12 protein-coding genes are annotated in these 13,425 nt (G+C 72.9%); 8 read left to right on the forward strand and 4 right to left on the reverse strand.

All coding sequences use genetic code 11. The annotated features are described in order from the left end of the window. The first annotated feature begins 311 nt into the window (after positions 1-311). The 7 genes from VF746_16255 (at position 312) to VF746_16285 (ending at position 7,517) form a co-directional block, all read left to right on the forward strand. Positions 312-1,817, forward strand: coding sequence for an ankyrin repeat domain-containing protein (locus tag VF746_16255; GenBank protein ID HEX8693976.1), 1,506 nt, complete (start codon positions 312-314; stop codon positions 1,815-1,817). 351 nt (positions 1,818-2,168) lie between these two features. Next, positions 2,169-2,990: a DUF72 domain-containing protein gene (locus VF746_16260; GenBank protein HEX8693977.1), complete on the forward strand. Its 822-nt coding sequence runs from the start codon at positions 2,169-2,171 to the stop codon at positions 2,988-2,990. Between the two features lie 200 nt (positions 2,991-3,190). Next, the gene (locus tag VF746_16265) at positions 3,191-4,015 is read left to right on the forward strand and encodes a hypothetical protein (GenBank protein HEX8693978.1); all 825 of its coding nucleotides are present in this window, start codon (positions 3,191-3,193) and stop codon (positions 4,013-4,015) included. Between the two features lie 265 nt (positions 4,016-4,280). Continuing rightward, entirely contained in the window at positions 4,281-5,135 is an 855-nt protein-coding gene (locus tag VF746_16270) for an SDR family oxidoreductase (protein ID HEX8693979.1), read from the forward strand. Between the two features lie 355 nt (positions 5,136-5,490). Then, on the forward strand, positions 5,491-6,030 hold the full coding sequence (locus tag VF746_16275) for an RNA polymerase sigma factor (protein HEX8693980.1): 540 nt from the start codon (positions 5,491-5,493) through the stop codon (positions 6,028-6,030). Next, on the forward strand, positions 6,027-6,692 hold the full coding sequence (locus tag VF746_16280; GenBank protein ID HEX8693981.1) for a zf-HC2 domain-containing protein: 666 nt from the start codon (positions 6,027-6,029) through the stop codon (positions 6,690-6,692). Before VF746_16275 ends, VF746_16280 begins: the two co-directional genes overlap by 4 nt. Before the next feature lie 15 nt (positions 6,693-6,707). Next, the gene (locus VF746_16285) at positions 6,708-7,517 is read left to right on the forward strand and encodes a PDZ domain-containing protein (protein ID HEX8693982.1); all 810 of its coding nucleotides are present in this window, start codon (positions 6,708-6,710) and stop codon (positions 7,515-7,517) included. Positions 7,518-7,634: 117 nt separating this feature from the next. Here VF746_16285 and VF746_16290 read toward each other — a convergent pair whose 3' ends face one another. The 4 genes from VF746_16290 to VF746_16305 form a co-directional block, all read right to left on the reverse strand. Then, positions 7,635-8,039, reverse strand: coding sequence for a response regulator (locus VF746_16290; GenBank protein HEX8693983.1), 405 nt, complete (start codon positions 8,037-8,039; stop codon positions 7,635-7,637). Positions 8,040-8,259: 220 nt separating this feature from the next. Next, the gene (locus VF746_16295; protein HEX8693984.1) at positions 8,260-10,221 is read right to left on the reverse strand and encodes a DUF3857 domain-containing transglutaminase family protein; all 1,962 of its coding nucleotides are present in this window, start codon (positions 10,219-10,221) and stop codon (positions 8,260-8,262) included. 496 nt (positions 10,222-10,717) lie between these two features. Further along, positions 10,718-11,449 (reverse strand): hypothetical protein, encoded by a 732-nt coding sequence (locus VF746_16300; protein ID HEX8693985.1) that lies wholly within the window; start codon positions 11,447-11,449, stop codon positions 10,718-10,720. Further along, complete coding sequence (locus VF746_16305) at positions 11,446-12,387, reverse strand: ABC transporter ATP-binding protein (protein HEX8693986.1); 942 nt, start codon at positions 12,385-12,387, stop codon at positions 11,446-11,448. The genes VF746_16300 and VF746_16305 overlap by 4 nt, the downstream gene beginning before the upstream one ends. A gap of 64 nt (positions 12,388-12,451) precedes the next feature. Here VF746_16305 and VF746_16310 point away from each other — a divergent pair, with 64 nt between their 5' ends. Next, complete coding sequence (locus tag VF746_16310; GenBank protein ID HEX8693987.1) at positions 12,452-13,300, forward strand: phosphatase PAP2 family protein; 849 nt, start codon at positions 12,452-12,454, stop codon at positions 13,298-13,300. The last annotated feature ends 125 nt before the right edge of the window (positions 13,301-13,425 follow it).

Genomic DNA, 13,425 nt, shown 5'->3' on the forward strand with positions numbered 1-13,425 from the left:
GAGCCGTACTGACCCTGATCCCGGGCCTGGAAAAAACAACAAGCCTCACGCAGGGTCAGCAGAGTCAGCAGAGTCAGCAGAGAGGCCCTCTGCCAACTCTGCTGACTCTGCGTGCAAAATCCTGTTGCCGGACTCCGTACGACGTTCCCATTGATGCCGCCGGGCGGAGGCGCTATGCTGAACGTCGAGCGCGCAGGGCGCCGCCCGTCCGCGGAAAGGGACCGAGTCCCGCCTGTGAGGCAGAGGTACAATCCGGCCACGCTTCTTTCGGCCCGCGTGCGGACGACGGGCGCCCACGAAAGGAGCGTATCATGCCCACGCGTTCCCTCCCCGCACGTCCCAGCCTCGCCCAGCTCAAGCTCCAGGCGAAAGAGCTCCAGCGCGCTCACCGCGAGGGAAAGCCTTCCGCCGCCGCGCGCATCGCCGCGCACCATCCGCGCCTGAAGGGCCGCTCGCCGCAGGCGGTGCTCGGCCGGCCGCTGGCGCTCGCCGACGCGCAGCTGGTGCTCGCCCGCGAGTACGGCTTCGAGAGCTGGGCCGCCCTGAAGCACCGCGTCGAGGTGGGGAGCCGCGTCGCGCAGTTCCGGCCGCACCCGCGCTTCGGCGAGGCCGCCGCCGCGCTCGACGCGGGCGACCTCGGGCGGCTGCGCGCCCTGCTCGCGGCGGACCCCGCCCTGGTCCACGCGCGCACCGACCTGGAGCCGCCGTACGGCTACTTCACCGGCGCCACGCTGCTGCACCACGTGGCCTGGAACCCGGGGCGCCCCGCCCCGGTGCCGGCGAACGTCGTCGAGATCGCGCGGCTGCTGCTGGACCACGGCGCCGAGGTGGACGCCGAGACGCTCGGCCCCAGCGGCGGGACCACGATGGGCCTGGTCATCACCAGCAAGATGGCGAGCGACGCCGGCGTCTCGGGGCCGCTCATCGAGCTCCTGCTGGAGCGCGGCGCCACGCTCGACCTGGGGGCCTCGGAGCGCGTGATCCCCGACTGGGGGCGGAGGAGCGTCCTGGACCTGCCGCTGGCGAACCATGCGCCGCGCGCCGCCGAGAAGCTGATCGAGCTGGGCGCCGAGCCGGACGTGTGCGCCGCCGCGGCGCTGGGGCGGATGGACCTCCTGCGCGGCTTCTTCGGCGAGGACGGGCGGCTGCGGTCGCGCCCGCGCCGGGGCGGCAGGCCGATGGCCGAGCGCGACGCCGTCGGGCTGGCGCTGCTCTTCGCCTACGTCAACCGGCACCCCGAGGCGGTGGACTTCCTGCTGGAGAAGGACGGGAACTGGGACATGACCGGCGTCAACAACGGCACGGCCCTGCACCGCGCCGCGTGGGACGGCGACCTGGCCATGGTCCGGCGCCTCGTCGCCAGGGGCGCCGACATCGGCAACCGGGACAATCCCTTCGTCTCGACGCCGCTCTCCTGGGCGCAGCACAACAAGCAGGCCGAGGTCTTCGCGTGGATGCGCTCTCACTGCGCCATCGACCTGCACGACGCGGCCGGCTTCGGCCTGCGGGAGCACGTGGAGGCCCGCCTGCGCGAGGACCCCGCCTCCGTGAACAAGCGCATCGACCAGTGGGACGTTCCCCAGAGCACGCCGCTGTACTGGGCCGCGTGGACGAAGTACCACGACGTCGACGGGGAGCATCCGTGGGACGAGGCGGAGCGCGAAGCGCTGGTGCGGCTGCTCCTGGACCGGGGCGCCGACCCGAACCTGGTGGCCGGCGACGGGCACACCGCGCTCGACGTCGCCGAAGCGGCGGGCGCGGCCGGCGTCGCGCGGCTGCTCGCCGAGCGGGGCGGCAGGCGGGCGGCGGAGCTGTAGAACGGCGGGTTCGGGCGTGTCCCTCCGCTGCGCTCCGGGCCGGGCTGCGCTGTCGGGCGCGCATCCCTCACGCGGGTTTGTGCGATCCGCCGATGTTGCGAGTGCCTGAAGACACTCGCTGGAATTACGGAAAGCCTCGCAAACCCCGCGAGGCTTCAACCGCGCAACCCGGTTTCCACCGACGCCGAGTCGCGTAAAGTACCCTCTCCCGAAGGTTGGGAGAGGGTGGCGACGCGGTAGCGGCGTCGGGTGAGGGCCTCCGCCCCTTGCGCCGACACCTCGTTCTCCCGATGATGCCCGTGCGCTCCGTCCACTTGGGCGGGCGCTTCCATGCAGCGAGAAGGAGGAGCCGTGGCGGGACGCATCCTGGTCGGGACGCAGGGGTGGAACTACGCCGCCTGGGTGGGGCCGTTCTACCCCGAGGGGACGCGCCCCGCGGACATGCTCACCCGCTACGCCGAGGCGTTCCCCACCGTCGAGGTGGACTCGACCTTCTACGCCGTCCCGCCCGTGAACACGGTGCGCGGGTGGGCGGCGCGCTCGCCGGAGGGGTTCGTCTTCGCGCTCAAGCTGCCGCAGGAGGTCACCCACGAGCGGCGGCTGCGCGATAGCGAAGACGTGGTGGGGCTCTTCCTGGAGCGCGCGCGGCTGCTGGGGCCCAAGCTGGGGCCGGTCCTGGTGCAGATGGGGCCGGACTTCCTCCCCTCCGAGTACGACGCGCTGGCCGCCTTCCTCCCGCTCCTCCCGCGCGACCTGCGCTTCGCGGTGGAGCTGCGCCACCAGCGGTGGACGCGCGCCGAGGTGCTCCCCGACCTGCTGTCGCTGCTGGCCGAGCACGGCGTGGCGCTGGCGCTCAGCGACGGGCGCTGGATGACGCGCGAGACGGTGATCGACCTGGCCTGGCGGCCCACGGCGGACTTCCACTACGTGCGCTGGATGGGCCCCGACCGCGACCTCACCGACTTCTCGCACGTGCAGGTGGACCGCTCGACCGAGCTCTCCGCTTGGGCCGCCGTGCTGCGCGAGATGCCCTCGCGCGGGATCGACGTCTACGGCTACGCCAACAACCACTTCGCCGGCCACAGCCCGGCCTCCGCGCGAGACGTCCAGCGCCTGCTCGGCCTGCGCCCCGTCGACCCCCGCCAGATCGGCGAGCAGATCTCGCTCTTCTGAACAGATTCCGGCTATCATCCTGTCTCGCACAGTCCGGCTCCCGGCGGTCGAGGCATGTCTCGCCCCTACGAAGACTCGCCCGACCTGCTACCGTCTCCCGGAGCAGCCGATCCCTTGAATCACGAGGAACTTGCGCGACCCGCGCGCCGATGCCAGTTTGTTAGCACCCCCACGCCACCACCCGTCCCACCTCCCATCCCATGCAGAGAATCCTTTTGCCCGTGCTGCTGGTCCTGGCGGCCTCCTCCGCGCGCGCCCAGAGCGTGCCCGCGCTCAACCGGTCGCAGCGCGACACGCTGCGCTACCGCGAGATCACGACCAGCAGCAGCACGCTCACCATGGGCGGCACCCGCATCGAGTCGGGGATGCGCCAGAACTCGCTGATCGCGCTCACCTTCGCCCGCGGCGACACGGCGCTGGCCTGGTACGAGTCGCTCTCGCTCTCGCAGACCACCCCGCACGGGAGCCAGGAGCCCGCCACCGGCGAGGCGCTGGGCAAGCCGTTCGTGCTGCGCCTGACCCCGCGCAGCCAGGCCACCACCCTCTCGTCGCCCCGCTTCCCGGCGGCCGTGGAGGGGATCGCCGACCTGGCGCAGCAGTTCACCGACTTCTTCACCACGCTCCCCGACGGCCCGCTCACGCCGGGGCGCACCTGGTCGGACGTGGTCTCGGTGCCCGGCCCGCTCAGCGCCGCGCCGAAGCGGTTCGTGGCGGTGCGCAGCTACCGGGTGCGCGGCGACAGCCTGGTGGGCGGCGAGCGCGTGGTGGTGATCGAGGCGCGCTCGCAGATCACCCTGGAGAGCACCGTGGAGGAGGCCGGCCGCGTGCAGTACATGCGGGCCGAGGGAGAGGAGCGGGGGCTGGTGTTCTTCGCCCCCGGCTCAGGCCGGTGGGCCGGGCGCGACCGCCGCGGCGAGCTGCAGGGCACCATCACCGGCGCCGGCGCGCCGGTCGAGTACACCTTCCGCTACAACAGCGTCATCTCCCCCGTCGCGCGCGGCGCCGCCTCCGCCGCCTCGCCCTGAGCCGAGAACCAGCAACAGCTTGGCTCTCACAGAGGACACAGAGAACACAGAGGAACTGCTCGTAGTTCTCTGTGTCTCTGTTTCTCTGTGTGAAATTTCCGGGGTTCTTTCGTAGCGCACCAGAGCCGGCTCAGACGGACGGGCATCTCACGTCGGGTATCTCCCCACACCACATCCGGAAGCCTTCCGATCAACGCCGTCCGGCCGCGGCTTACTTTGCCGCTCGCCGCGGACGGCGATCTGACTTCCAGGGGAGATGAACACGATGGAGCTCGTCCTCGTGGCCGGGGCCACCGGCCAGCTCGGCCGATATGTGGTGCGGGAGCTGAAGGCGCGCGGCTACCGGGTGCGGGCGCTCACCCGCGCGCCGGAGCGGCTGCGCGCCGCGGGCGTGGAGGCCGACGAGGCCGCGCGCGGCGACCTGCTGGACTCGGCATCGCTCGGCGCGGCGTGCGCGGGTGTGGACGCGGTGCTCTCCTGCGCCGGCGCGTCGATGGACCTGGGCGCGCTCGGCGACCGGCGCTCGTTCCTGGAGGTGGACTGGCGGGGGAACCGCAGCCTGCTCGCGGCGGCGCGGGCGGCGGGCGCGCGGAAGCTCGTCTACGTCTCCGTCTTCGGCGGGGAGGCGATGAGCGGGCTGGAGTACACCGATGCGCACGAGCGCTTCGTGGACGAGCTGGCGCGCTCGGGGCTGGCGCACACCGTGGTGCGGCCGACGGGCTTCTTCTCCTTCCTCGGCGAGATCGCGAAGATGGCGAAGAAAGGTCGCGGTCCGGTGATCGGCGACGGCTCCGCGCGCACCAACCCGATCCACGAGGCCGACGTGGCGGTCGTGTGCGCCGACGCGCTCGCCTCCCCCGAGCGGGAGATCGCCGCGGGCGGGCCGGACGTGCTCACGCGGCGGGAGATCGTGGAGCTGGCCTTCCGCGCCGTGGGCCGCGAGCCCAAGGTTACCCGCGTGCCGCCGGCCGTCTTCCGCACCATGGCGCTGCTGGCGAGGCCCTTCAACCGGCGGCTGGCGGCGCTGCTGGCGTTCGGCGCGGCGGTGAGCCAGGTGGACTGCGTGGCGCCGGTGCGCGGCACGCGGCGGCTGGAGGACTACTTCCGCACCCTGGCGTAGGGTCGAGGCATGCCTCGACCGTCCGGCGGCTGCGCCGCCGGGTCCCTCTCCCCCGCGCGGCCCGGTCGTTCGTTCCTCACGACCAGGGGCCGCGCTCCCCTCTCCCAGACTGCGGGAGAGGGGAAAACACCTCGGCGCTGCGCGCGACAAAACCATGCGCGGAGCGAGATGGGTTTGCGTGGTGGAAGCCTCGCGGGGTTGGCGAGGCTTTCTGCAGTTGTCGCCGTGGCTTCAGCCGCCTTTCCCCCGATCATCCGCCAACGCATCATGAGAGGCGGGCGCCCTTCCAACTTTCTCCCCGGCCCCGGCAACCTATCCACCGGCAAGTGACGGAAGCCCACACACCCGAGCCCGCGTGACGGTCGTCAGCCTGCCGCAGCCGGTGAACCGCTCCCGAGCCACCGAGCCGAGCGCCCCGGGCGCGTTCGAGGAGCTGTACCGCGCCCACTACCAGCGCGTGTACGCGCTCACCCTGCGCATGACCTGCGACACGGAGCGCGCCGAGGAGCTCACGCAGGACGTGTTCGTGCGCGTGTGGCAGAACCTGGCCACCTTCCGGGGCGAGAGCGCGCTCTCCACCTGGATCCACACGGTGGCCGTGCGCACCACGCTGCAGCACCTGCGCTCCGAGCACCGCCGCGAGGCGCGCATCCTGAGCACCGACGACGTGTCGCGCTACGCGGCCGAGGCCCGGCGCGCCATGCCCGACACGCGGGTGGACCTGGAGCGCGCCATGGCCCGGCTGCCGCAGGGGGCCCGGACGGTGCTCCTGCTGGTGGACGTGGAGGGATACCCGTACGACGACGCCGCGGAGCTGCTGGGCGTGACGGTGGGGACCGTGAAGAGCCAGCTCCACCGCGCGCGCAGGCTGATGATGGAGGCCCTGGAGCGATGAACGAGCACTACGGAGAAGCCACGCTGCACGACTACGCCGACGGGACGCTCCCGCCCGGCGACGAAGCCGCCGTGGCGGCGCACCTGGCGACTTGCGGCGAGTGCCGCGGCCGGGTGGAGCGCGTCCGCGCGCTCACCGCCGCCCTGGGCGCCCTGCCGCGCCGCGCCGAGCCGGCGTGCGACCTGTGGCCGGGGGTCGAGGCGCGCACGGTGGAGCCGGACCGGCGGGTGATCCCCTTTCCGGCCGCCGTGGCGCCCTTCCACCGCCGCTCGGCGCCGTCGGCCGCCTGGCAGCGGGCGGCCGCCGCCGTGCTCCTCTTCGTGGGCGGCGTCGGCATCGGCCGCACGACGACCGCGGCGGCGGGGCCGGACCCCGCGCTCCCGGCCGAGACTCCGGCCACCGCGATGGAGGCGGCCGCGCGGGTGCAGCGGGCGGGGACCGAGTACGTGGCCGCGGTAGCGGCGTTCGCGGCGCTCACGGGCCAGGCCGAGCCCGCCGAGCTGGCGCAGGGGCGCGAGGCCGCCCTGGCCGCCATGTACGGCGCCGCCAAGGAGCTCACCCGGCTGCCGTCGCGCGACAGCAGCGCCAGCACCATCTACCGCACCGTGTCGAGCACGCGCCACCTGGCGAACGTGGAGACGGCGCCCGACGTCCGCTTCTGACCCGCCGTCGTGACGATGCCCTTCCGCCCCGGACTCGCCGTCCCCGCCCTCGCGGCCGCGCTGCTGGCGTCCGCCGCCGCGGCCCAGGCGGGCCCCTGCGCGGACGGGCTCCCGCGCACGGCCACGCTGGGGATCGGCTTCTTCCACTGCGTGGGCGGCAACTGCAGCGTGAACCTGCGCACCGCGCGGGGGATGGCGCACGACTTCTCCGCCGAGCCGCGCGTGTGGGACCTGGACCCGGCGGGCCCCGCGGCGGGGCGCCTGCGCGAGGGCGACGTGATCACCGCCGTCGACGGCGCGCTGGTGACCACCCCCGAGGGCGGCCGCCGCCTGGCGAACCTGGCGCCGGGCAGGCCGGTCACCCTGCGCGTGCGGCGCGACGGCGAGGAGCAGGAGGTGCGGCTGGTGCCCGTCCCCGGGTGCAACACGCCGGGGCTGGTGGTGAACACGTCGCCCGAGCGGCCCGGGTGGAAGTCGCCCGGCGGCGGCGGCATGGGCGAGCGGTGGCGGCCGCCGCTGCGCTTCGGCGTGCAGCTCGAGTGCGGCGACTGCGGGTGGCGCCGCGGCGAGGACGGGTGGGTGTTCTGGGCGTCGGCGCCGCCGCGGGTGAAGGGGGTGGAGCCCGGCAGCCCCGCCGAGCGCGCCGGCGTGCGCCCCGGCGACGTCCTGATCTCCATCGCCGGCCGCCGCTTCACCGAGACGGGCGGCCAGGCCCCCACCCGCGGCGCGCGCCCCGGCCAGCCGATGCGGATGGAGGTCCTGCGCGACGGCCGCGTCCTCACCCTCTCCATCGTCCCCATCATCCTGCGTCCCGAAGAGCTTTAGGCGACGGGCGATTCCTACGGCATCAACCCCCAAACTGATAGCCTCACACGGAGTCAACGGAGTCAACAGAGAACCCCTTTTTGTTCTCCGTTGACTCCGTGTGAGGCTTTTCCGGATTTATTCTCGCGACGCTTCGTGCCCGTTGTGCAGGCGCATCCCCAGCAGGCGGCGGGTCTCGGCGAGGAGCTGGAGCGGGGGGCAGGGCTTGAGCAGGTAGGCGCTGAAGCCGGCGGCCAGCGCCCGCTCGCGGTCGGCCTCGGAGAAGGCGGTGCTGAGCGCCAGCAGGGGGATGGTCCCGGTCAGCGCGTCGGAGCGCAGCGCGTGCGCCGCCTCCAGCGCCTCCGAGCGGGGAAGGCCGTACTCCAGCACGATCAGGTCCGGCAGCCGCTCGCGCGCCAGCCGCACCCCCTCCGCGTGGAACGCGGCGGCCAGCACCCCGAAGCCGTGGTGCTTCAGGATGGTGGCGTAGATGGCGCGGCTGTCCTCGTGCGTGTCCACGAGGAGCACGGTCTTGCCGGGCACCGGGGTGTCGCTGGGGAAGAGAAAACGTTTTCGGGGAATCCCTGCCGTGAAAGCGCGCGGAAGTGCAGCGCGCTCAACGTGCAAGATAACCCGCCGCCGGGGGAGAAACAAACAATTTGTCCACCGGCGTGACGAGGGTCGCGCGAGTCGATGCGAACGCGCCACCGGCGATACCGCCGGCGGCGCGCACCGCACCGTTTCGTGAGGAGGGCCGGGAGGCTCAGCTCCCGGCGGGCTCCAGCACCACGAAGCGCACGTCGTCCTTCGACATCTCCTTGAGCCAGGCGACCAGCGCGCCCACCTGGTCCGGCGGGAGCACCCCGCGCGCCCCGCGGATGCGCTTGGTGACCCGCAGCTCGCGCCCGGCCTGCGCGTACTCGGCCTGGTAGGTGCCGAAGGCGCTGGTGGCCGTCACGTTCTGCGGCAGCCGCGCCCGATAGCCCGCGGGGAGCGTCACGCGGAACTCGCTGACGCTCTCGATGGGGCCCACCACCGCCGCCACGTCGATCGGGAAGCGGCGCGGCGCCGGCGCCGCCTCCAGCTCGGAGATGGTGGAGCTCGACTCGCCGTTGCCCACCGGGAGGGTGAGGATCAGCGTCTCGCCGCTCCGGCTGGCCGCCCGCCCGCCCGAGAGCCACAGGCGCGTGCGCGGCTCGGCCAGCAGGTCGCGCCCGTCGAAGATCTCCAGGCTGTCGGCCGTGGCGCCCTCGAACATCCCCTGGGCGGCGCTGCGCCCCAGGTCCTGCTTCTCGCGCGCCGAGTAGCGCCGCGCGAAGGCGTTGCGCAGCGCGTACTGCATCCCGCCGCCCACCCGCGTGTCCACCGTCCCCCGGAAGGTGCCGTCGGGGGCCAGCTCGCCCGCGATCTTCGTCTCGCGGCGGTTGGCCGCGGGCGGGTCCTCGGGGAAGGTGACCTCCTCGGCGCGGCCGTCGGGGTGCACCACCAGCCCGAACTCGCCCTGGTACGAGGGCGGGACGGAGCCGTACGGGGTGAGCTCCGCCGTCAGGTCCAGGAAGGTGTAGCCGCCGCCCGGCTTCTCCACCGCCGCGATCATGTGGTCGAACTGGCTGAGCGAGGGCATCCCCCGCTCCACCCCGCCGGTCGAGGAGAGGAGCACGGGGTAGGCGGCGACGCCCATCCGCCGCGCCAGCGCGATGAAGAAGGTCGCCTTGTCCTTGCAGTCGCCGTACTGCGCCTCGAGCACCGAGGCGGGGGTGCGCGGCTGGTACCCGCCGATCCCCAGCGACAGCGACACGTAGCGGAAGTCCTGCGCCACCCAGCGGTGCAGCGCCCGGAGCGAGTCGTCGCGGGTCTTCGCGTCCTTCACCACCTCGGCGAAGCGCGCCTCCATCTCCGGGGTCACCGCGTAGCGGTCGTGCGAGAGCCCGTGGTACCAGCGCGCCACGTCGGCCCAGGTCACCGGCCCCGTCATGGTGATGGACATCCACACCCCGTTCGAGTCGGCCGCGAACGGCTCCGGCTCCACCCTGGGCACCTCGGCGGTCGACCACTCGTACACCACCGTCCCGTCGCCGCGGCGCGTCCTGCGGGTGAAGTCGAGGTTTTCCTCCTTCACGCGCGGCTGCAGGCTGGCGGGGATCTCCACCACGTAGCGCGACCGCCGCACGGGCCGGCCGGCGTGCACGCTCCAGTTGGCCAGGAAGTCGCCCGGCAGCAGCGGCTGCACGTTCTCGATGGTGTAGCTGTAGTCCACGATGGCGCCCGGCACCACCCCGGCCAGCGAGATGCGGCGCACCTTCTGGTCGGTGTAGACGGGGGCCGACTCCGAGACCTCGGCCAGGCTCTCGCGGTCCTGCGCGGGCCTGTCGCTGATCACCCTGCCGTCGGGCCCGATCACCCGGGCCCAGTTCAGCCGCAGGCGCTGGCGCGAGGCGTCGTAGCCGAAGGTGTTCTCGGCCCACCCCTCCACGTCTTCCTGGGTGAGCACCTGGGCCACGGTGCGGTAGGTGCGTGAGTCGGTGCCGTCGGCGTTGTAGATCACCACGCCGTCGTCCAGGAGCAGGACCGACGACTCGTCGGGGAAGTCCTCGGGCTTGACGGCCAGGCGGTAGATGGTGTCGTCCTTGACCGACGGGTCGCCCCGCTCGGTGATGCGCGGCGCCTGTGCGTTGAGCGCGGACGCGGCGAGCGACAGCCCCAGGAGGGCGGCGAAGGCACGCATGCTGGGATGGACCTCGGGAACGGTGGAGAGCGGAAAAAAGAAGCGCCGCATGAGGTTGCGGGCGCGGGGAATCTACCACGCCCGCCGCGCTCGTTCAAGGCGGTGCGTCCGATGAACGCGGGGAGGGCGGTGTTTATGACGGATCGTGGGCCCCGGCACTCCGCACTTCGCACCCCACACTTCGCACTTCGGTTTCGGGCGTATCCCTCCGCTGCGCTCCGGGCCGGGCTGCGCGCGCCGGAGGGCACGATACCACCGTGCCCAACGGCGCCGGGCCACCGCCGCGACGATACCCCGTGTCGCGGCGGCGTCCCGGCCCTGCCGGGCGCGCATCCCTCACGCGGGTCTCGTCGCGCGAAGCGCCTGGGGGTGTCGTAGGGGCGAGCCTGCGAGTCCGAGCTGAGGCGGCGTCGGCACCGGAGGCCGTCTGCCGCGCACGGGCGACCTCCGCCGGCCGAGGCAGGCCTCGCCCCTACGGTCCGGACGAGGGCTCCGGCTACGGCCACTCGCGCAGGTGCAGCAGCAGCCCCGCGGCGACCAGCCAGAAGATCCCGTAGCCGGCGACGTAGGCGATCGAGCCCCAGGCCCAAACGCCTGCCTCCCAGGCCTGGTAGGTGCTGGTGATCGTGGCGTGCGGGGGCAAGATGAAGGCGATCACCTGTGATAGAGTGGGTGGGAGCGGTGTCGTGCCTATTTCCGCGAACACGCTGATCGCACCCTGCCATGTTTCCGTCACCGCGAACACCCCCAGGGCCAGCAGGCTGTCCCCGAAGCGCAGCAGGACCGAGAAGAAGGCCGTGATCCCGCCGTACACCAGCGCCATCAACGCTGCCTGTTCCAGCGTGCGCGCTCCGGTGCGGATCTCGCCCCACGCTGCGAGCTGACCCAGGACCAGGAACAGGGCCGCCGTCGCGAGCGCCCCTCCGTACCCGAGGAGCCAGCGCACGCCGTAGTAGGTGAGCGGGCGGGTGGGATGGGAAAAGTAGATCCGGTAATACCCGCGCCTCCGGTCCGTCGCCACGAAGCCCCACAGCAGCACCAGCACCGACAGGCCCGCCAGGTTCGCCAGAGAGAACGAAAGCCCTGAGGGCTCCACCAGCTCCGGCGGGGTCTCGGGTCCCGGCACGCCGTGGAAGTGGAAGCCGGGCTCCATCAGGTAGAAGAACAGACAGAACGCGGCGAGCGCCAGGAAGCGCCAGCGTATCGACCAGAGCAGCAGTGGGATCATCGCCCGCCTCCTCGCTTCCCGCCCTTACGCCGCCGGTAGCGGTCCTCCAGCGTCACCCGCTCGGGCGCCAGCGCGCGCACGGTGAGCCCGCGCCCGATCAGCTCGGCCACCCGGCGGTTCAGCTCCGCCGTGTCCTTCGCCTCCACGCGGAAGGCGAGCGGCGGGCCCTCCTCGGGCACCGCGCCCGGGAAGGCGGCGCGCACCGCCTCGGCGGCGCCGGGGGCGGGCTCCACCTCCAGCCGGTACGCGGGGAAGCCGGCCACGGGGCGCAGGTCGATCACCTCGCGCACCTTCCCCGACTCCAGCACCGCCACCCGCTCCGTCGAGCGCTCCAGCTCGTCCAGGTCGTGCGAGGCGATCACGACGGTGCGGCGCGGGTCGGCGCGGCGCCATTCGGCCACGATGTCGCGGAGCCTGGCGATCCACTCCGGGTCCAGCCCGTTCGTGGGCTCGTCCAGCACCATCAGCCACCGCTCGCCCAGGAGCGCCTGCGCGATCGCCAGCCGCTGCAGCGTCCCCTTCGAGAGCGCGCTCACCCGCCGGTCGGCCACTTCGCCGAGGCCCAGCCGCTCGACGGCGGCGTCGACCCGGGCGCGCCAGTCGGGCACCTCGCCGAGCGCCGCGTAGGCGCGCAGGGCGAAGCGCACGCTCCAGTGCCGCGGGACCGCCACCACCTCGGGGACGTAGGCGACGCCGTGGTGCTCCACGTAGACGCGCGGCGCCGCCCCGGCCAGGGTCACCCGGCCGGCGGTGGGGCGCAGGTAGCCTAGGAGCAGGCGGATGAGCGTGCTCTTCCCGGCGCCGTTGGGGCCCACGATCCCCAGCGCCGTCCCCGGCTCCACCGCGAGCGACACGCCGTCGAGCGCGCGCACGGTGCGGCCGCGGGCGCGGGCCAGCCAGCCGCCGTACTCCTTCGTGACCTCCTCGAGACGGATCATGCGCCGCAGCGTACGCCGCCGGGGTGCCGCCCGCAAGGTACGCTTCCTGCTTTTCAGCGCGTGCATGAGCAAGAGCACGGCCCAGCGGCGCCCCCGGCGCGAGCGCCGCGCCTCCCCCCGCACGCCGGACACGCGCGGCCAGCGCTGGCTGTTCGGCTTCCTGCGCTGGATCGCCGGCCACGTCAGCGGCTTCTACGCCGCCATCGGCGTCTTCCTGATCGCCGCGGTGGTGGTGATCCTGATCGCGGTCTTCGGCTTCGCCGAGCTGGCCATGAACGTGGCGGAGGGCGAGACGCAGGCGTTCGACGACTCGGTCCTGCTCTGGCTGGACCGCCACGCCTCGCCGATGCTCACGGGGATCGCGCTCGACGTCACGGCGCTGGGGGCGGGGACCGTGGTGTGGACGGTGGTGGTGATCGCCAGCTTCTTCCTCTGGCACACCCGCCACCGCTTCTCGGCCGTGCTGCTGTGGGTGGCGATGGTGGGCTCGGCGCTGATCAGCTCCAGCCTGAAAGCGTTCTTCGACCGGCCGCGGCCGGACCTCTTCCCCTGGCGCGCGCCGTACGCGGGCGAGTCGAGCTTCCCCTCGGGGCACTCGATGACGGCCATGGTGGCCTACTTCACCCTGGCGTACCTGATCGCCCGGCTGGAGCCCACGCGGGCGCTGAAGCGCTTCACCTTCTTCGTGGCCACGGTGATCATCCTGGGCGTGGGCCTCTCGCGCATGTACCTGGGGGTGCACTACCCAACGGACGTGATCGGCGGGTTCTTCACCGGGCTGGCGTGGGCGTCGTTCTGCGCCCTGTCGATGGAGGCGCTGCGCTACTTCGCCACCCGCAAGCCCGACGTGGAGAGGAAGGTGGAGCAGGACCTGGAGGCCACGGCGGATCCGATCGGCGGCGGGAAGAAGTAGAGTGCGTGAGTGCGTTGTTCCGGCCACAATACCCGGTTGAAACCGGGGGCTGCAACGGCGGGAAGTCCCCTTCGCGGACTGCTCGCCGAGACTCGCCTGACCGGCGAGACGATGACTGACGCCGA

The sequence above is a fragment of the Longimicrobium sp. genome, assembly GCA_036389795.1.
In the GTDB taxonomy this organism is placed as follows: domain Bacteria; phylum Gemmatimonadota; class Gemmatimonadetes; order Longimicrobiales; family Longimicrobiaceae; genus Longimicrobium.

Excerpts from the sequence above, each read along its gene's own strand:
- VF746_16255 (HEX8693976.1), top strand. The coding sequence starts at position 312 with ATGCCCACGCGTTCCCTCCCCGCACGTCCCAGCCTCGCCCAGCTCAAG.
- VF746_16265 (HEX8693978.1), top strand. The coding sequence starts at position 3,191 with ATGCAGAGAATCCTTTTGCCCGTGCTGCTGGTCCTGGCGGCCTCCTCC.
- VF746_16270 (HEX8693979.1), top strand. The coding sequence starts at position 4,281 with ATGGAGCTCGTCCTCGTGGCCGGGGCCACCGGCCAGCTCGGCCGATAT.
- VF746_16280 (HEX8693981.1), top strand. The coding sequence starts at position 6,027 with ATGAACGAGCACTACGGAGAAGCCACGCTGCACGACTACGCCGACGGG.
- VF746_16285 (HEX8693982.1), top strand. The coding sequence starts at position 6,708 with ATGCCCTTCCGCCCCGGACTCGCCGTCCCCGCCCTCGCGGCCGCGCTG.
- VF746_16295 (HEX8693984.1), bottom strand. The coding sequence starts at position 10,221 with ATGCGTGCCTTCGCCGCCCTCCTGGGGCTGTCGCTCGCCGCGTCCGCG.
- VF746_16300 (HEX8693985.1), bottom strand. The coding sequence starts at position 11,449 with ATGATCCCACTGCTGCTCTGGTCGATACGCTGGCGCTTCCTGGCGCTC.
- VF746_16305 (HEX8693986.1), bottom strand. The coding sequence starts at position 12,387 with ATGATCCGTCTCGAGGAGGTCACGAAGGAGTACGGCGGCTGGCTGGCC.
- VF746_16310 (HEX8693987.1), top strand. The coding sequence starts at position 12,452 with ATGAGCAAGAGCACGGCCCAGCGGCGCCCCCGGCGCGAGCGCCGCGCC.